This is a genomic window from Paenibacillus sp. FSL H7-0326 (assembly GCF_001955535.1).
Lineage (GTDB): Bacteria > Bacillota > Bacilli > Paenibacillales > Paenibacillaceae > Paenibacillus > Paenibacillus shunpengii.
The window spans coordinates 930333-947503 of sequence record NZ_MPVN01000001.1 but is presented as its reverse complement, the minus strand read 5'-3'; the positions used below and the strand labels follow the sequence as shown (position 1 = coordinate 947503).

The window sequence follows — 17171 nt, the reverse complement described above, 5'->3', positions numbered from 1 at the left end:
CAATATGTCATATAATACCGTAAAAGCCAAAACATATTGGACGTGGACTAAACTAGCTGAATCCAAAAATCCTAACTGGTCTAAAGAAGGTACAGAAATATGGCCTCATTATAGGACAGAAGCACCGAAAAAGTGGTTAGAAGATGGATTAATACAGGATGCCAGTGAGGTTGAGAAGGGCGGTCAAGTGGATTTATTCGATATTTTGGCGTAAAAGTGCAAGCGAAGTGCCTTGAAAATCGACTTATGACCCTTTTTTAGGAAACTCAATGTAAAAAAGTACAAAGGAGCGGTGGAAATGGAGGCGGTAATGCAAATGGAACTATTCCCGAGTGCTGTTAGTGAGGATTTTAAACAAACGAAAAAGCACCTAGAAGATTACCGCTTAATGCAACGGCATCTTAAGGTGTATTCACAGAAACCAAATTTAAGCCCGAAAGAGCAAGAATTACTGGATAAAGCCAAAAGGCTGCTTCCAGAAATAGATACAGCATTTGAACTCATAATGGATGATGAAGTATATAAGATCCTCACACATCGCTACAAGACAGCTGGTAAGCACAAGGACACGGTAGCAAGGTATATGAGCAGTACAAGCATACCGACCATCAATAGGCGTATAGACGCTGGTATACAGACCATAGCTAATAGTCTTAAAATTGCAGGTGTATTATAGGAGCGGATAAAACCGCTCTTTTTTAGTTTTACATTACGTTCTTGTTGTGTTCGGTTGTGCGAGATAACCAAATATGATATTTTTATATTAACAGCAAAAGACAATAACAAAACTCAAAACAATAGGGAGGGAACAGCCTTGCTAAATGACTCAATAATCATCGAATGGGAAGGTAAAGAACTTAGAACAACTCAGAATCCATACATAAACGACGAAGGAAACTTATACTCTGCTTCAGCTGCAGATGCAGATAACAATGGATACATCATCACTTGGGAAGTCATTGACTTCGAAACAACGGACGAATCCTCTGCTTGCAACTGGAACAATCCAATCGGCATTACACTGGTAAAGTAGCACCGCCCATCGAATATGTAGGAGCTTCAACGTTAGCTGATCTATTCGGAACCACTCAGCAAAACATTACTAAAACGGCTAAAGCGATGCTTAACCCTACTTATCGCGGCAAGGAGAAGAGATTCCCGAGACCAGATGCGTTATTTGATGGGCGGCCACTGTGGAAAAAAGAACGATTTGAGGAGGAATAAGAATGAGGTCGATAGAATTAGAACTACCCGAATTATATCAAGTTAAAGTAGCTTTACGCCTTCACATTGAGAGTTTAGAAAAAAAAATAGAGTTTTATAAAAATAATAAAGCGGCATTTGGGTCGGAATTATTAGAAATAGAGGAGCGCGCATTAAATGAATGCCGTTCAGCTTTAAATAAAATTGAATAGTTGTTAGGAGAAGTCATCTTAAATAGGTGGCTTCTTTTTTTGATACTAAACTGATACTAACATGAGACAAAAATGATACAAATACAGATTTAAAGTAGGAGTATAAGGTTAACGCCTGGGTTGCTCCTACTAACCCGATCATTGTAGGACTCGGCAGTGCTAAAGGTAATGTACCGTAGACGTCTAGTGTAGTTAAGCTAGGTTATGATCGTCAAAGGTGCTGCGCGGGGAATGCAGGTAAGATCACTGCAATTTTATTATGGCCTTCATGTTAACGGACTTGTTTCGAACATGTCAAGGTCAAAATGGGAACCTTACCCTATGATTGTTGGAGGGGCTGAGGCACAGTGCTTGACGAGGGTTAGGGCACAAACAATCCGGTGACTGTACCGTTAAACAGTAGATAGATGATGTGGTGGCGGAATAGGTAGACGCTATGTATCGTAGGGTGACGTTCGGACGATAAAAGAGAGCGTTCATTGCAAACCATGTAAGGTGCAAATCCTTACCCACATCAAATAAACAGAAGCGTACTGGCTATGCCACATGGTGTACGGCGGTGCGCTTTATTGTATTCCCTTAACTCAATGGTAGAGTACCCTATGGGCGTGCCTTGGTTCGATTCCAAGAGGGAATTAATAAGTCCATGATCATTGTTTGTTACTCCACTCTTGCGGATTCTACACAACGGATATTCCCTGCTAGTGGGAAAGTGTATGAATCAACACTCCGCCGGACCCTAACGGTGAAAGAGTGAGATCGGGGGCGCCACCGGCAGCGTAAATAATGCCGGTAAAAATACAAAAGCATCCAATACGGCACGCATCCAGTCTTAAATATAGGATTGGGTGCTTTTTTATTTTTGTTAGAAGCATGAGTGAAAGGAGTTTGAACATGCAATGGTACGAAGATGACGTTAAATATGAGCAACCAAAGAAATGCAAAGGTTGTGTATGGGGGAAATGGACAGGAACAAAGCAAACATGCCTATTTATAAAGTGTAAGAAAGACTAATTTCCAGCACTCACGCTGCCCACACGAAAGGAAATCCTTTAGCTGTTGTCGAAGAGTTTCTAAAACAACTAGAGGAGATGAGGAAATGCAATATGCTCGCGATATGACAACCATTGATGAAATATTGTCTACAGATGAGGAAACCTTAAATAAAGTTTTGGATGTTACCTATTACGATCAGAAGCCAGGCGACATGTTCTTTGTAAAGGGAAAGCCAGACAAAGCTTATCTTATTGAGGATATTGAATTAATTGATGGTAATTACTATCTCGTTTATTACGGTGGCGAGAAAATAAATTATGAAGATACATTGCCACTGTTCACTTCTGGTAATCTTATAGATATGTTGCAAACCCATCAACTAGTTGAGATACGCACTTTTCGTGCCGGATGGCTTCTTATCTTCGACAACGTACACATATATACCTCGGAGGAGGATGAACTGCTTGTTTCCTTTCTATGGAGAGCCTTAACGGATCTAGTGGTAAGAGACAAATTGCATTGATTACATAATTAAATATTGCATCAAATGGAGTGTCCTGCTGCAGGACACTCTTTTTTTATTCTGTTTAGGAGGTGTTATGGTGAAGAATTACGCAACAAGAACAGGAGAAATGTATAAAAGTGACGGCACAATTGTAAATGAAGCTGATGGAATTAATAATGACGGCAGCCAAAATATACGGATGCGAGGAGTTAATGTGACCGACTACGGACCGGTTACTCCGAATGACACTACAGATCTTTCCAAACCGTGCATCGGTATCTGTGTAACCGGAACAGCAGGAAGTGTATCAGTGGTAAAACTGGATGACAATATCGTGACTATCCCTGCTGTGATGCTGCCAATCGGTCAAATCGTTCCCCTGCCTGCCAAACGAATCAGAGTGACCAACACAACCGCAACTGGTATTTGGGTGGTGCATTGATATGCTTGGTCTAGGGGTATGGGTTAAATCATACCGCAACAAGCGGATCGCTTTGGATTCATTCAATAGGGCTGATAATGTAAATTCACCTGGTTGGACTGAGACAGCGCAACCATGGGTAGTTACATCAGGCAGTGTATGGGGCATAACAGGTAACCGTCTGAAACTTATGTCAGGAATAGGGCGATGCCTTATCTCGTTTAGTGCTCCTAATATAAGAATGCAGACAACGTTATTAGGTGATCTAGTAAATCAAAGAATCATATTTCGATATGTTGATGATAACAATGAATGGTTCATAAATGGCAATGCAATAGCAAAAAGGGTGGACAGTACAGTGACAGCGGTAGCCACCATGAGTGCAACTCCAAAAGATGGAGATCAGATAATTATCCATATAAGGAATCAGACATTGACCGTTCTATTGAATGGAACGCAAGTTGTTAATTATACTGAACCGTCTTTACAAAGTAACAACGGAAGAATTTACGGCTACGGTCATCAATCTTATTCTGCCGCTACACTAGGATACTTCGATCAATTTTCTTTAGAGGAGATTTGATAATGGGTGAGAAAATAATTGTTCCTAAAATTGGTGATGGTTCAGAATTCCCATTCGATAAGCCGTTAAATGAACTGAATGATAGTGAAGGTCCCTTTCGTCCGAAAACGAATGCATCAATATGGATTGTCAGAGAAGATCGCAGGGATGAATTTCTTATAGAAGTATTCGACTAAATTCCCATAAAACATCAACTGATGTCGGGGCGGTAAGCCTCTGAAATCTAAAGGGGGTTGTTAGGTGTCGCGTCATCCAGATATATATGCAACTCCGGAATGGAAAGAAGTAAGGAAGTTTGTAATTTCTAAAGCAAATGGTCTTTGCGAGGAATGCTCAAAGCAAGGGAAAATAGAAGCAGGCAAAGAGGTTGATCATATCATTGAGCTAACAGATGGCAACAAACATGATTGGAACATTGCATACAACCCAGACAACCTCCAGTATTTATGTGCTAGCTGCCACAACGTTAAGCATGGAAGGTGTACTGGTCTTCATATGTTCACGGATCCTGTTTGAAGAATCTGCATAGCCCCCCCCATAAAATAAGGATGTTCGAAAAATCCAATCACCGCACTCCCCAGCTTCAATTTTACTCGCGGGTCGCGCGCATGAGGGGAGGGGGCCAAAAGGAGGGATATTTATGGACGAATCGCTGAAATTAGCTCGAGATAAGCGAATCAAGAAAGAGTTGACTCGAATTAAGAAGAGTTTGAAGGAAGTACCGAAAGATAAGTTGACTGCTGCTGAAGGGCTAATTCATCGAGCCGCTTTCCTTCGAATAGAGCTCGAAGATTTAGAAGAAGACATTAACTGTCATGGGTCAACAGAGCTTTTTCAGAACGGTCCTGATGCTTTGCCTATAACTCGCGTTCGGGCATCTGCTCAGCAACACAACAATGTTATCAGGAATTATACAACTGTGTGTCGTAATCTGGCGGACTTGATACCAAATGTTCCGCAGACGCCAAAGGGGAAACCGGAACCTGATGCGTTCCAAAAAATACTCGCACGAGTTAAATAATGTCCCTTCATACATACAGGAGTGGCATGATTACATCGAACGCGAGCCTGAGAAGCATGGCAGTGATATAAAAGCACTTAAGGTACTTGTTGAGGACTTGCTTCGGCGAGAAGACGTTTGGTATGACTCTACAGACGTAGAAGCGTTTATTGATTTTTGTCGATTAGGAAAGCACCGTGAAGGAAGATGGGCGGGCAGCCATTTTGAACTTGAAATGGAACAAAAATACGCTGCTGCTTGTGTATTTGGATTCAAGATATACGATGATGAGTTACAAATGGAGGTTAGATACTTCCGCGAAATGGTTCTCTTAGTTGCGCGGAAGTTTGGTAAATCATTTTTTGTTGGAGCAATCGTGGATTACATGCTTATGGTGGATGGCGAACCAGCTGCTCAAGTGTGGTGCTTGGCTACACAAAAAGTACAAGCCTCCATCGTTTACGAGAACGCAAAAACATTCTTACAATCAAGTGATATCCTTACGCCGCCTGATAATCCAAAGAAATACTGGAGAACAAAGCGAGATAAGGATAATAGTGAAATGCTACTATTTCCGGCAACGGGTAGTTACTTGAAGGCTGGCAGTAAAAATAGCCAATCGCAGGACGGACTGAACCCGCATGCTTATATCATAGATGAATTGCACGCTGTTAAAGATCGGAACACATATGATGTTTTTTCCTCTGCTACAGGTGCGCGAGCTCAGCCGCTTGGAGTCATTATCTCTACATTCGGTTCGGTACGAGAAGGTATCTTCGACAGTGTGCTAGGTCGGTGTAAGAAAGTATTATCAGGTGAGAGCAAAGAACGTCTTTTTCCGATGATTTTTCGAATTGATGATGACGATGATCCAGCTGATCGTTCTTGTTGGATTAAGGCGAACCCAGGTCTCGGCAGCAGACCAACAATGAGTTACCTGGAAGGCGAATATCAGAAGGCGATTGAAGACCCGGCTCAGATGCCTTCATTCTTAACCAAACACTTGAACCGCGCAAGCAGCATGAGCGTGGTTTATTTTGATTTGCTAAGTGTTGATAAATGCGCCACAGACATGTCAGACGAAATGATAAGAGGTAAATATGCTGTTGGTGGAGCGGATATGGCGGAGACGACGGATTTGTGCTGCGCTTCAGCGATTATCCCTCTTGGAGGCAAATTGTATTTGTTTCAGAAATATTTTATAGCTAGGCAAAGAATTGAACAAAACAGCAAACAAGATAAAATGGCCTATGAAAGCTTTACAAGAACAGGAGCCAAAGATGAACTGAATAATGAGTTGCTGCAGATATGTGAAGGAAGCATGGTGCGTAAAGCGGATGTGACCGCCTGGTTCAAAGAGTTGTCCGAGAAATATGATGTGACATTTTGGAAGATTGGTTATGATCGTTGGCATGGAGGAGACTGGGTTGATGATATGGAGGCAAACGGATTCCCCAAAGAAGACCCGGATGGGCGAGGAGTAACATTTCCAGTTGCTATGGGAGCAAAATCATTATCTGGACCGATGCGGGAAACGAAGTCGTTATTTGATGACGGAATTGTTGTCTTCAGCAGATACAACGGATTGTTCAGATGGTGTACAACCAATACGGCAGCTAAGATCGATGCGAATAACAATATACAACCGGATAAGGCTAAAAGCAGGGCACGTATCGATGGATATGTGTCTTTTTTAATTGCTTATATTGCTTATAAAAAATGCTTGGACGATTTTGAGATGTTTCAGCCTTGAGAGGTGGTGAAAAATTGAATTGGTTTAAAAAAGTAATTGGGTCAAGTGAGGATTCCGGACAATGGCGTATAAAGCTCATTTCGGACAATAGTGATTGGTACTCTCCATGGGGAGGTCAATTATATCAATCTGATATAGTACGCGCTGCTATTCGTCCTAAAGTAAAGGCGATCGGCAAATTAACGGCTTTGCATGTCAGAGAAGGACCGGAACTTAAGATAAATCCAGAGCCATATATGAGGTTGTTATTAGAAGATCCTAACCCATACTCCAGTGGGCAGATGTTTCGGGAGAAGATGGCGACTCAACTTGCTCTCAACAATAATGCTTTTGCTTTGATATACCGTGACGAAAATGGATATCCAATGCAGCTGTATCCTATCAATGCTGCACAGGTCGAGGCGATCCGATCGGATCAGAATGATTTACAACTGAAATTTTGGCTATCACGTGGCAAGACAATGACGGTTCCTTATGTGGATGTGCTTCATTTACGTGATGACTACAATGACAATGATCTGTTCGGTACTTCAAAAGTTGAAGCATTGCAGCAAGTTATGGAGATCATAAATGCTTCGGATAAATCGATTGTGAATGCAGTGAAGAATTCGTCAGTAGTAAGATGGATCCTTAAATTTAAGGCGTCACTCAAAAAAGAGGATCGCGAGTTACAAGTTCAGGAATTTGTGGATAGCTATTTATCCGCAGATGCTTCTGGAGGAATTGTTGCTCAGGACCCACGTTATGACGTAGAAGAAGTAAAAGCAGGCCAACAATATGTGCCAAGCACACCTCAGCAAGAGAAGGCTATACAGCGATTGTATAGCTTTTTTGGCGTTAACGATAAAATTGTGCAAGCGAAATACGGTGAGGATGATTGGAACGCATATTACGAATCGGAAATTGAACCGGTGGCTCAACAAATGAGTTCGGAATACACAAGGAAATTATTCACCAGGAGAGAGCGAGGATTTGGAAACCGCATAGCTTTTGGCGGCACTGATCTATCTTTTGCTAGCATGAGCACCAAGTTGGCCCTTATGCAAATGGTGGATCGCGGTGCAATGACAGCCAATGAATGGCGGAGGGTGTTAAACCTACCTCCAATTGAGGGCGGTGACGTTGCTGTACGGAGGCTGGATATGGCACCAGTAGACTCTAAGGAGGGAGGTGGAAAAGGTGCGTAAGATCGTGAATGTGAAGGGCGTCATCGTCAGTGATGATGAGAAGTGGATTTATGATTGGTTCGACATATCTGCAACAAGTCCTAAATCAGTCGCTGATGAGTTAAAAGAAGCCAATGGAGAAGATGTTGATGTTCACATTAATTCCGGTGGCGGTTTGGTATTTGCCGGTTCAGAAATATACAGCCTTCTTAAATCATATTCGGGCAAAACCAATGGGAAAATTCTTGGCATCGCAGGAAGCTCTGCGAGCATTGCAGCGATGGGCTGTAGTCATCTTGCTATAGCTCCAACAGGACAATTGATGATACACAATGCATGGACCAATGCTTCAGGTGATTATCGGAATTTACAGCACGAGTCCGATGTCCTAAAAAACATAAACGCATCCATAGCAAACGCATACCGTTTAAAGACCGGGCTGGACGAACAAGAAGTGCTTGACATGATGGATAAAGAAACATGGTTTACAGCACAACTGGCCGTGGAAAAAGGTTTTGCAGATGAAATTATGTTCGACACTCAAAAGCAACTGGCGGCTAGTTTAAATACTTATGGATTGTTGCCTGCTGAAGTGTTGGAAAAAATGAGAACACATTTGAACTCATCAAAGTTGATACAAGACTCGTCGAGTGAACAAAAATATAAAGCTAAACTAAATTTCCTTAAATTGAGAGGGGCAGTTGAGAATGAATAAAAAAGATTATCTTGCAAAAAGACAAGCCATGTTGAATGAAGCAGAAGCGCTGATCAACGCTGGTAAGTATGAGGAATATGAAGCTAAAGAAAAAGAAATCACTTCTTTGGATAATGAGTTTGAGGAGTCTTCTAAGAATCAGGCCAACGCAAACGCGTTAAAAGATCGGTTTAACAATTTGGCTGGAGCACCGGTTGCTGCTATTGATGGAGGTGAATTAGAGAAGATGAACAATGCGACAAACGAGGCGATTAAAGCAGCTGAAGAGCGAGCTGTTGCACTAAAGAACAATCGTGAAGTAAAATACTCTGCTAATATTATTGTTCCAAGAAACGCTGTGACACTAACGTCTACGGGCATTATTGCACCGAGAATTGATTCAGACACGATTGAGCCTACCTTCAACAAAGTATCGAGTTTGATTGATCGTGTGAGAGTGATTAATCGTATGGGTGGGGAAAGTTTTCGTCAGCCGTATGTGGCGGGTTATGGTCTAGGTGGATACAGTGCCGATAATGCTGATTACAATACAACTGATCCGACCTTTGGCAGCGCAATGATTAACAAGTCCAAAATCACAGCTTACACCGAGGAAGATGAAGGAGTCCTCAAATTACCAAGTCTTGACTACGATGCGGAAATCCAAAAAAATATTAGAATTGCGCTGCGTTCAAAGATGTCCCGTGAAATCCTTATCGGTGGCGGAGAAACAGAACAGTTTGTTGGTATTTTTGATGAAGCGGCTACAGCAATTGATCCAGCTACCGACAAGTCATTTGCAGCAATAACGGCAGATACTTTGGATGAAATTGTGTTCAGTTACGGTGGTGCTGAGGATGTTGAAGACGAAGCGGTGCTCATTCTTAATAAGATTGATCTAATGGCATTTGTAAAACTTCGTGATGGTAACGGCAATCGAATCCACAAAATCGTGACTAGCGGCAACACAGGGACAATTGACGGTATTCCGTTCATTATTAACAGCGCATGTAAACCACTGTCAGCAGCAGGATCAGCAGCTGGTGATTACAGCATGGCGTATGGAAATCTGTCCGGTTACGGATTGGCAATTTTCTCTGATATTGATACTAGACGCAGTGAAGATTTCAAATTCAAGTCTGGTCAGATTGCTTACCGTGGCTCAGTTTATGCAGGTGGTAACGTTATTCGCAAAAACGGATTCCTACGAGTGAAGAAATCATAAAGGGTGTGATTTGCATGGATTATAAAGTGATCAAATCATTTGTTGATCCTCTGACGGGAGCACTGCAGCAACAAGGAGCAGTGTTTCCTTGTTCGGATAAAGAGCACGCGAAATACTTGTTGAATCATGAGTTGATCGAAATTACAGAAGATAAAAAGCCAGATACTGCTCAGATATCTACACGCAAGCGGCAACGCGGTGAAGCTAATGCCACTGATTGATCAAGTTAAACTGTCGTTAAGAATTAGCAGTGCTCATTTTGACGATGAGATTAACGGACTTATTGAAGCAGCTCGGAAGGACTTAGTTCTTTCCGGACTGCTGCCAATTAAGGCCGAGGATGACAATGATCCACTGATTAAACGAGCTGTGACCGTATACGTGAAAGCACACTTCGGATATGACAACAGTGATCATGAGCGTTTGCTGTCGGCATATGGCATGATTAAAAACCACCTTACACTCTCAGCAGAATATACAGTGGGTGAATTGTTATGATGTGGAGAGATATTGTTGAACTCATTTCAGTTACGGAAACCCATTCCGGAGATAATGTATTTCAACTGACAGAAACAAGTCGGACCGTTTTCACCAACAAAAAAACAGTGAATAGGGACGAATATTATAAAGCCCTCACGAATGATTTAAGGCCTAAGTTGTCTTTTGAAATTCGTTCTATGGAATATTCAGATGAACAAAAACTTAGGCACAATGGTTTGGATTACAACATCATTAGAACATACAGTAGAAACGACGAAACGGTTGAACTGATATGTCAAGCCTATGAAGATGTCCAAACAAACCTGGCAAGTCTTCGTGATACGATTGAAATTTGGAAAAACGTGTTTGTGGAAAACAGCATGGGTGAGATGTCCCCACAACCTGAGAGAGTGTTTACTTTACCGGCTCATATTGAGTATGTCGGCGGAGGCAGCATTGATAATGGAGTAGAGAATGTAATTGTAGCGAATTCAACAATCAAAGTTACGATTAAATATCGTCCAAATGTCTCCACAAACATGTTCTTGAAAATTGATGGTAATAGGTATGAAATTCAGCGTATTGACGATCCGTTAAACCGCCATGAGACGTTGATTATTACCGCCGAGAGGACGGTGATCTAATGCTGACTAGGGCTCAAATCAACAGAGCGATAAATGACAAGATAAAGGCAGAGTTCACCGGGATACCCATACAAAGCAGTGATGTAGAAGAAGGTTTTTTGAGACCTTCTTTTTTTGTTTCCCTTGAAACTCGCCGGACAGAATCAGAACAACATTTTTTGTATCGAGACTTAACTTGCAGGATCCGTTTTTTTTCTACGAGTGAGAATCAGTACAAGGAAGAGGTATACAACGTGCAAGACAGACTTGAACAATTGTTCGGGCTTAATTTTGCAGCAGGAAGTCAGGTTATAACAATTGATGATGCTGAAACGGATGTATATGACAAAGTGCTGCACTATGACTTTGAGTTCTCTTGCGTTGAATCTATAGCGGTGGCAGAAGACGGAGATATCATGGAGGAGTTGGTTTACAATGACTGACTTTGAAATTGATACAAGGAATTTAGATGTGCTAAAGCGTGAGATCGACGATCTGCAGAAGTTGTATCCGAGACAGGCGAAACAAATGATGGCGCGTTCTGGTGCGAAGGCCAGGACTATTGTCAGCAGAAAGGCTCGGCAGCTGGTCAAGAAAAAGACAGGAAATTATTTCAAATCAATTAAAAGAGGAAAGGTGTGGAAGGACGACGATGGAGTAAAAGTTCGTGTATACTCCCGAGCTCCGCACGCTCACCTTTTGGAATATGGGCATCGAATTGTCGATAAAGCCGGCAACGAGCATGGATTTCAAGAAGGGTTTCATGTTTTTGATAAGGCATCGCATGAAATCGAATCAGAGTGGGACGACATACTTGAAAAAGAGTTCGAAAGAATGCTGAGTAAATTATGAAAGGGTGAATCGAATGGGGTTGCCTGAGGTGAACATTTCCTTTTCATCGTTATCTGTATCAGCTATACAGAGGAGTCAGCGCGGGATCGTGGCGTTGATTATGAAAGACGATACTGGAACTTTTGATACAAAGGAATACAAAAATATAAGCGAGATTCAAAAGTCAGATTGGAGCGAATCCAACTTTGATTTAATTCAGAAGGCCTTTATGGGAGTGCCTTCGAAGATCATTGTGGAGAGGCTTGATTCTGAGGAGGAGAATTACAGCGCAGCCTTATCGAGACTCGCGAACAAACGTTGGAACTACCTGGCTATCCCTGGCATTACCGCAGCAGATGTGACGGCAGTAGCCACGCAGGTTAAAACATGGCGGGATGTGAATAAGAAGACTTTTAAGGTTATTCTCCCAAACCATCCAGGAGAGCATGAAGGCGTTATTAATTTCGCTACGGAGGGGATTAAGGTTGGAGAAACCACCTACAGCGCTTCTCAGTATACCTCTCGCATAGCCGGGATTCTCGCAGGAATCCCTTTAACAAGCAGCTCAACAAATTACGAGCTGACAGAAGTGGATGCCATAGTTGAAAGCACTGACCCTGATTCTGATGTGGATGATGGTAAATTGATTCTGATTAAAGACGATGACAAGTTCAAAATCGCTCGAGGAGTCAATAGCCTGACAACCATTACACAGGGCAAAGGCGAGGATTGGAAAAAAATCAAGATCATCGAAAGTCATGATCTGGTAAAAGAGGACATAACCCGCACATTTAAAGACAATTACTCCGGTAAAGTGAACAACAACTACGATAATCAGGTGTTATTTCTGACATCAGTGAATGCATATTTCCGTGGCCTTCAGGGGGATGTGTTAGATGCAGCTGGAGAAAATGCTGCAAGTGTAGATGTCGAAGCTCAGAGACTCGCATGGGAAAGCATTGGCACAGACACAAGTGAATGGGACGATCAAAAAGTAAAAGAGAACTCTTTCAGATCTTCGCTATTCGCGCATGTAAAACTTAAATTCTTGGATGCCATTGAGGATCTTGATTTCAAAATTTCTGTGTAAGGTGAGGTGATCAAATGAAATCTAAAAACGTTATTAACGGTACTTATGGTCGTGTTTGGGTTGGTGGTGAACTTTGGGCGGAAGTAGACAGCTTTGAAGCAAAAGTTACAGTCAACTACGAGGATGTGAACTTCGCTAATTCAGGAGCGACGTACAAAAAAGAGATCGGATGGACAGGCGATGGAACGATGACGATCAAGAAAATCTATTCTCGTGTACAGCGGACCATGGCCAATAGCGTACGCAATGGCATCTATCCGCGTCTTGAGATTGTTGGTAAAGTTGCAGATCCGGGTTCTTTTGGTGCTGAACGTGTTGCGTTACATGATGTGACCATAAACGAATTTATGTTGTTGAAATTTGAACAAAAAACACTCGGAAGTGAAGAAATCCCATTTGCGTTTAGTGACTACGAAATGATTGATACCATTGCATAGCAGGGAGGAATTTTAATGCCGAAATTAACCATTGAGGAATTGATCAAGCAGAAAGAAAACATAAAAGGAAGAAAACTGAGAACTCAAACGTTGAAAGTTGATTCTCTTGGAGCTGAAATTGTTATCCAAGAGCCTAAGAGAGAACTCGCGTTAGAGACCTTGGAAATGGCAATGGATGATGCCAGAAGCGATTCGGCCGATCCTCATATTGTTTACCATTGTGTGATTGAACCTAATCTTAAGGATCCGACTTTGCAAAAAGAGTTCGGATGCACGGAGCCGACAGATATCGTGAAAATGATATTTCGTCCGAGCGAGATATCTTCAATTAGTGGTCACATCATGGAATTAGGCGGATTTAATGGCAAGGCAGTAACGAAAATTAACGATGACTTAAAAAACTAATAAAATCCGATGGTGAGCTGTATATGATACATCATTATATCCAGCGGGGTCACTCGCTATCGGAGTTACTTGAATTAGACTCATTATCCAAACGGTTTATGTTTGTGTCCATGGAATTATTTCATGAAGAAGAAGCCAAGAGGTTAGAGAATCGGTTGATCTAAGCCGGTTCTCTTTTTTATGGGGGTGGAATTTGTGGGCGTAAAAGATATATCCAAAACAATGACCCTAAAAGATGGAGTCACGGGCCCACTAAGGAGAATCGGTGAGGGAACCGTAAGATATAAAAATCAACTGAGGGAACTTCAAGCCCAAGGCGCTCAGACATGGGCTTCGATTAAAAGTGGAGCTGCAGCAGCTATTGCGGTTATGGCTACGGCAGGAAGCGCCATGATTGGTGTCGGGATCAGCGCGAATTCAAGCGCAGAAGCTGCTGAAAAATCGTTCGGTATCCTTTTAAATTCTGCTTCAGCAGCCGCTAAGATGGTAGCGGATTTGAAAGAATTAGCCGTGAAATCACCTTTTGAATTTGCAGGATTACAAGAAGCAGCAAAAACAATGATGGGTATGGGTTTCGCTGGCGATCAAGTTGTACCTATGCTTTACAGTTTAGGAAATGCTGTCGCTGCCGTTGGCGGCAGTACAGAAGAGATGAAGGGTATTGCATTAGCAATCGGACAGATTCAAGCTAAAGGGAAATTATCTGCAGAAGAAGTGAACCAACTAGCAGAACGAGGAGTACCGGCATGGCAGTTACTTGCTAAAGAAATGGGCAAAACACCAGCCCAATTGATGAAACTTGCTGAAGAGGGGAAACTCCTCTCCAACCAAGTCATCCCACTTCTGATGAAAGGTTTGAATGAACGTTTTGACGGTGCAATGGATGAAATGTCAGACACATTTCAATATACCGTAGCTAACATCAAGGAAACGGCCACTCAACAATTGGCTGGAGTAACTAAGCCGCTTTTTGATGAGATAAAAAAGGACTTGCAGGGGATTCAGTCCACTTTATCCAGTGATGGCGTTACCACATGGGGGGCCCGTTTTTCTACGGCGCTTGTAAGTATATATAACGGGGCGAAGTCTGTTGCAAATGCGGTATTCTCCGTCTCAAGTTTCATTGTAAACAACTGGAATTATATCAGTCCTATTGTTTACGGAGTAGTCGCAGCTTTTGCTGCTTATCATCTAATTTTAATAGGTACGAAAGTTTGGACACTTGCGAATGTTGTATATACGAAATTACTTACATTTGCACACTTAGGACTCAATGCAGCGATTAGAGCCAATCCCATGGGATGGTTGATCACTCTGATAGGGCTTGCTGTAGCGGCCGGGACATACCTCATAAACAACTGGGAACAAGTCAAACTCACTGGGATGAACACTTGGAATGTAGTCGTGAGTGCTGCAGAATGGGCTGTGAACAAATACGTTGATTATGCTAATTTCATGATTCGCACTTACATGTTTGCTTGGGATAGTATCGAGTTTGCAGGGAAGAGCATATGGAACGGTATATTAACTGCCGGAGAGGCAGGAGTGAACGGTTTCATAGGCCTTATTGAATCCATGGTCCAGAAGGCTATCGGGGGAGTTAACAGCTTAATTAGTGGTGTGAATAAAATATCTGGAGAGTTAGGGATCGGTCCGATATCCGAATTGTCATTCAGCGGACTTGGCCGAGTTAATTTTTCAGGAGCGAAGGCAGCAGTAGAAAAGCCAAAATGGAACAGCGGATACAATCCAATCTCAAAAGCGGATTTTAGCAATGCTCAGTTTAGTAGCGACGCTATTACTGCTCAAACACGGAAAGTTCAAGCAGAACGCGACAAAAAAATGGACAATGTGCAAAAAGACTTAATGACGGCACTGAACAATAACACTGCAGCACTGGCATCAAACACAGCTGAGACAAATAACAACACCGGCGCGACCACTAAAAACACGAAAGCCACAAATAAAAATACAGAAGCTGTGCTAAAAGGAAACAACAACACTGCAATGGATATCGCAGATTCCTTATTACAGAGAATTGAAAGACATATCTGGTCTACATCGTAATCTTTTATCCTGGGGTGACAAACATGCTGCAGGTATTTTTGAGCATTAACAATAACGAAGAAATTATCCAGTTACCTGTTCCTCCTGAGGAGTATGAAGTGCCTAGTCCGTGGAAGAACGAACAAATTGATGGGCTGACTCAAACATTAAATTTGATTGGGACTCGTGGTTTGCAAAGTATTGAGATCACAAGTTTTTTTCCAGCGGAAGGTCATGACTATCCCTTTTTACAGAGCCGTGAAATGTGGGGAATGGAATATGTGGATGCAATTGAACGCTGGCGGGAAAGACGTTATCCGATAAGAGTTGTAATCGTGGATGAAAGCAACAAGAGAAAAAACGTTAATTTAGCAGTGACAATCGACAACTTTGTTCATGGCATTAAGAAAGATGGAGATATTCACTATACATTGCAGATGTCAGAATTTCCATTCGTAAGTACTAAAAAGAGGAGTTGATATTACGTGTTTAAGCTCCTTCTTATCAAGAATGATGCAAGCAGAACCTATGATATAACACCTATCACAGAGTCAATCACATGGGATTCCAACTTATCGATGATGTCCGCTATGGAATTTCAAGTCATTTGGGTTGATATGGAAAGGTTTTTCCCTAAAAACCCATGTGACTTAGGTGACGTTGTAATGTTAATGGAAGATGACGAAGAAGTGTACCGTGGCATTATTGTTACTGAAGGTCGATCAGGTAGGGCAGCAATCAATTACACTGTATATGACTATGCCTGGTACCTGGGTAAATCAAAAAGCGTGTATCAATTTAATAAGATTGCTGCATCGGATGCCATATCTAAAATCCTTAAAGATTTCGGCATGTTGATCGGAAAAGTACCTTCAATGAACACTCCAATAGATGAAATATACCTTGAGAAGTCACCGGCCGAGATTATTGAAGATATACTTCAGAAACATGAGCGAAGAACGGGTAAACGTTTTAACGCTGAACTAAGAAAAGGTAAAATCTATTTCGATGAGATTAAGGACCTTGTTGTAAAAGGAACGTTCCGATTAGCTGATAACCTTGGAAATAGAGATGTTATGTCGGTACCACTTGAAGCTGACAGAACAAGGACTATTGAGTCCATGAGAAACCGAGTAAAGATACTTATTGAACGCGAAGATTCTCAGTATGAAATTGCAGCAAGCGTCCAAAACGACTCATTAATCAAAAAATTCGGATTGCTCGAAGATACCTATAAAATTGACGCGGAAGACGCGGCAAAAGCGCGCGAAGTAGCTCGTATTCTTTTGGGGCGTCTTGCGCGACTACAGGAAACGAATACCCTTAGGCTTATGGGTGATTCGGCTGTGAAGGCAGGAAGACTTTTGGATGTTAATGAACCGATCACTGGTATGTCAGGCAGATACATGATTATGACAGCAAAACACACAGTTTCAAATCAGATCCACACGATGGATTTAGAACTTGTGCTCCCGGAGGAGGTTAAATGATGGATGATAGT

The 17171-nt window shown here is 42.0% G+C and carries 26 protein-coding genes; all 26 read left to right on the top strand.

The annotated features are described in order from the left end of the window. The first annotated feature begins 4 nt into the window (after window positions 1-4). The 26 genes from BK126_RS04535 (at window position 5) to BK126_RS04420 (ending at window position 17160) form a co-directional block, all read left to right on the top strand. Window positions 5-214, top strand: a complete 210-nt coding sequence (locus tag BK126_RS04535; protein WP_076311485.1) for a hypothetical protein — start codon at window positions 5-7, stop codon at window positions 212-214. An 84-nt stretch (window positions 215-298) separates the two neighbouring features. Then, window positions 299-676, top strand: a complete 378-nt coding sequence (locus tag BK126_RS04530; protein WP_076311484.1) for a hypothetical protein — start codon at window positions 299-301, stop codon at window positions 674-676. A 138-nt stretch (window positions 677-814) separates the two neighbouring features. Then, window positions 815-1033: a hypothetical protein gene (locus tag BK126_RS04525; RefSeq protein ID WP_076311483.1), complete on the top strand. Its 219-nt coding sequence runs from the start codon at window positions 815-817 to the stop codon at window positions 1031-1033. After that, window positions 991-1224, top strand: coding sequence for a hypothetical protein (locus BK126_RS29290; protein WP_179085508.1), 234 nt, complete (start codon window positions 991-993; stop codon window positions 1222-1224). The genes BK126_RS04525 and BK126_RS29290 overlap by 43 nt, the downstream gene beginning before the upstream one ends. Window positions 1225-1226: 2 nt before the next feature. Beyond that, entirely contained in the window at window positions 1227-1415 is a 189-nt protein-coding gene (locus BK126_RS04520; RefSeq protein ID WP_076311482.1) for a hypothetical protein, read from the top strand. Between the two features lie 1099 nt (window positions 1416-2514). Continuing rightward, entirely contained in the window at window positions 2515-2934 is a 420-nt protein-coding gene (locus tag BK126_RS04515) for a hypothetical protein (protein ID WP_076311481.1), read from the top strand. 76 nt (window positions 2935-3010) lie between these two features. Then, on the top strand, window positions 3011-3358 hold the full coding sequence (locus BK126_RS04510) for a spike base protein, RCAP_Rcc01079 family (RefSeq protein ID WP_076311480.1): 348 nt from the start codon (window positions 3011-3013) through the stop codon (window positions 3356-3358). Between the two features lies 1 nt (window position 3359). After that, window positions 3360-3920 (top strand): hypothetical protein, encoded by a 561-nt coding sequence (locus tag BK126_RS04505; RefSeq protein WP_076311479.1) that lies wholly within the window; start codon window positions 3360-3362, stop codon window positions 3918-3920. A gap of 2 nt (window positions 3921-3922) precedes the next feature. Beyond that, entirely contained in the window at window positions 3923-4096 is a 174-nt protein-coding gene (locus BK126_RS29285) for a hypothetical protein (RefSeq protein WP_179085507.1), read from the top strand. Between the two features lie 64 nt (window positions 4097-4160). Next, window positions 4161-4436: an HNH endonuclease gene (locus BK126_RS04500; protein WP_076311478.1), complete on the top strand. Its 276-nt coding sequence runs from the start codon at window positions 4161-4163 to the stop codon at window positions 4434-4436. 124 nt (window positions 4437-4560) lie between these two features. Next, the gene (locus BK126_RS04495) at window positions 4561-4941 is read left to right on the top strand and encodes a hypothetical protein (protein ID WP_076311477.1); all 381 of its coding nucleotides are present in this window, start codon (window positions 4561-4563) and stop codon (window positions 4939-4941) included. Further along, the gene (locus BK126_RS04490; RefSeq protein ID WP_076311476.1) at window positions 4907-6673 is read left to right on the top strand and encodes a terminase large subunit; all 1767 of its coding nucleotides are present in this window, start codon (window positions 4907-4909) and stop codon (window positions 6671-6673) included. Before BK126_RS04495 ends, BK126_RS04490 begins: the two co-directional genes overlap by 35 nt. Window positions 6674-6687: 14 nt before the next feature. Further along, window positions 6688-7860, top strand: coding sequence for a phage portal protein (locus tag BK126_RS04485; RefSeq protein ID WP_076311475.1), 1173 nt, complete (start codon window positions 6688-6690; stop codon window positions 7858-7860). After that, window positions 7853-8554 carry a head maturation protease, ClpP-related gene (locus BK126_RS04480; RefSeq protein ID WP_076311474.1) on the top strand — a complete coding sequence of 234 codons (702 nt, stop codon included), beginning with the start codon at window positions 7853-7855 and terminating at the stop codon, window positions 8552-8554. Before BK126_RS04485 ends, BK126_RS04480 begins: the two co-directional genes overlap by 8 nt. Then, on the top strand, window positions 8547-9758 hold the full coding sequence (locus BK126_RS04475; protein ID WP_076311473.1) for a phage major capsid protein: 1212 nt from the start codon (window positions 8547-8549) through the stop codon (window positions 9756-9758). The genes BK126_RS04480 and BK126_RS04475 overlap by 8 nt, the downstream gene beginning before the upstream one ends. Before the next feature lie 14 nt (window positions 9759-9772). Continuing rightward, a complete protein-coding gene (locus tag BK126_RS04470) occupies window positions 9773-9979 on the top strand; it encodes a hypothetical protein (RefSeq protein WP_076311472.1) in 207 nt (68 codons plus the stop codon). Beyond that, entirely contained in the window at window positions 9966-10256 is a 291-nt protein-coding gene (locus tag BK126_RS04465) for a head-tail connector protein (RefSeq protein WP_076311471.1), read from the top strand. Before BK126_RS04470 ends, BK126_RS04465 begins: the two co-directional genes overlap by 14 nt. Beyond that, window positions 10253-10882, top strand: coding sequence for a phage head closure protein (locus BK126_RS04460; protein WP_076311470.1), 630 nt, complete (start codon window positions 10253-10255; stop codon window positions 10880-10882). The genes BK126_RS04465 and BK126_RS04460 overlap by 4 nt, the downstream gene beginning before the upstream one ends. Beyond that, complete coding sequence (locus tag BK126_RS30180; RefSeq protein ID WP_076311469.1) at window positions 10882-11304, top strand: phage tail terminator family protein; 423 nt, start codon at window positions 10882-10884, stop codon at window positions 11302-11304. Before BK126_RS04460 ends, BK126_RS30180 begins: the two co-directional genes overlap by 1 nt. Beyond that, entirely contained in the window at window positions 11297-11713 is a 417-nt protein-coding gene (locus BK126_RS04450; protein WP_076311468.1) for an HK97 gp10 family phage protein, read from the top strand. The genes BK126_RS30180 and BK126_RS04450 overlap by 8 nt, the downstream gene beginning before the upstream one ends. 88 nt (window positions 11714-11801) lie before the next feature. Beyond that, a complete protein-coding gene (locus BK126_RS04445) occupies window positions 11802-12782 on the top strand; it encodes a phage tail sheath C-terminal domain-containing protein (RefSeq protein WP_256702695.1) in 981 nt (326 codons plus the stop codon). Window positions 12783-12796: 14 nt separating this feature from the next. Then, complete coding sequence (locus BK126_RS04440) at window positions 12797-13219, top strand: phage tail tube protein (RefSeq protein ID WP_076311466.1); 423 nt, start codon at window positions 12797-12799, stop codon at window positions 13217-13219. Between the two features lie 15 nt (window positions 13220-13234). After that, window positions 13235-13624 carry a phage tail assembly chaperone gene (locus tag BK126_RS04435; protein WP_076311465.1) on the top strand — a complete coding sequence of 130 codons (390 nt, stop codon included), beginning with the start codon at window positions 13235-13237 and terminating at the stop codon, window positions 13622-13624. 195 nt (window positions 13625-13819) lie between these two features. Continuing rightward, on the top strand, window positions 13820-15691 hold the full coding sequence (locus tag BK126_RS04430) for a tape measure protein (RefSeq protein WP_179085506.1): 1872 nt from the start codon (window positions 13820-13822) through the stop codon (window positions 15689-15691). Between the two features lie 23 nt (window positions 15692-15714). Further along, entirely contained in the window at window positions 15715-16149 is a 435-nt protein-coding gene (locus BK126_RS04425) for a hypothetical protein (protein WP_076311463.1), read from the top strand. Between the two features lie 6 nt (window positions 16150-16155). Next, window positions 16156-17160 (top strand): XkdQ/YqbQ family protein, encoded by a 1005-nt coding sequence (locus tag BK126_RS04420; RefSeq protein ID WP_076311462.1) that lies wholly within the window; start codon window positions 16156-16158, stop codon window positions 17158-17160. Window positions 17161-17171: the final 11 nt, after the last annotated feature.

Bases quoted from the DNA above. Each gene is read 5' to 3' on its own strand.
- BK126_RS04505 (WP_076311479.1), top strand. From the start codon at position 3,360: ATGCTTGGTCTAGGGGTATGGGTTAAATCATACCGCAACAAGCGGATC.
- BK126_RS04520 (WP_076311482.1), top strand. From the start codon at position 1,227: ATGAGGTCGATAGAATTAGAACTACCCGAATTATATCAAGTTAAAGTA.
- BK126_RS04465 (WP_076311471.1), top strand. From the start codon at position 9,966: ATGCCACTGATTGATCAAGTTAAACTGTCGTTAAGAATTAGCAGTGCT.
- BK126_RS04495 (WP_076311477.1), top strand. From the start codon at position 4,561: ATGGACGAATCGCTGAAATTAGCTCGAGATAAGCGAATCAAGAAAGAG.
- BK126_RS04470 (WP_076311472.1), top strand. From the start codon at position 9,773: ATGGATTATAAAGTGATCAAATCATTTGTTGATCCTCTGACGGGAGCA.
- BK126_RS04460 (WP_076311470.1), top strand. From the start codon at position 10,253: ATGATGTGGAGAGATATTGTTGAACTCATTTCAGTTACGGAAACCCAT.
- BK126_RS04425 (WP_076311463.1), top strand. From the start codon at position 15,715: ATGCTGCAGGTATTTTTGAGCATTAACAATAACGAAGAAATTATCCAG.
- BK126_RS04490 (WP_076311476.1), top strand. From the start codon at position 4,907: ATGCGTTCCAAAAAATACTCGCACGAGTTAAATAATGTCCCTTCATAC.
- BK126_RS04440 (WP_076311466.1), top strand. From the start codon at position 12,797: ATGAAATCTAAAAACGTTATTAACGGTACTTATGGTCGTGTTTGGGTT.
- BK126_RS30180 (WP_076311469.1), top strand. From the start codon at position 10,882: ATGCTGACTAGGGCTCAAATCAACAGAGCGATAAATGACAAGATAAAG.
- BK126_RS04510 (WP_076311480.1), top strand. From the start codon at position 3,011: ATGGTGAAGAATTACGCAACAAGAACAGGAGAAATGTATAAAAGTGAC.
- BK126_RS04515 (WP_076311481.1), top strand. From the start codon at position 2,515: ATGCAATATGCTCGCGATATGACAACCATTGATGAAATATTGTCTACA.
- BK126_RS04435 (WP_076311465.1), top strand. From the start codon at position 13,235: ATGCCGAAATTAACCATTGAGGAATTGATCAAGCAGAAAGAAAACATA.
- BK126_RS29285 (WP_179085507.1), top strand. From the start codon at position 3,923: ATGGGTGAGAAAATAATTGTTCCTAAAATTGGTGATGGTTCAGAATTC.
- BK126_RS04530 (WP_076311484.1), top strand. From the start codon at position 299: ATGGAGGCGGTAATGCAAATGGAACTATTCCCGAGTGCTGTTAGTGAG.
- BK126_RS04450 (WP_076311468.1), top strand. From the start codon at position 11,297: ATGACTGACTTTGAAATTGATACAAGGAATTTAGATGTGCTAAAGCGT.
- BK126_RS04535 (WP_076311485.1), top strand. From the start codon at position 5: ATGTCATATAATACCGTAAAAGCCAAAACATATTGGACGTGGACTAAA.
- BK126_RS04475 (WP_076311473.1), top strand. From the start codon at position 8,547: ATGAATAAAAAAGATTATCTTGCAAAAAGACAAGCCATGTTGAATGAA.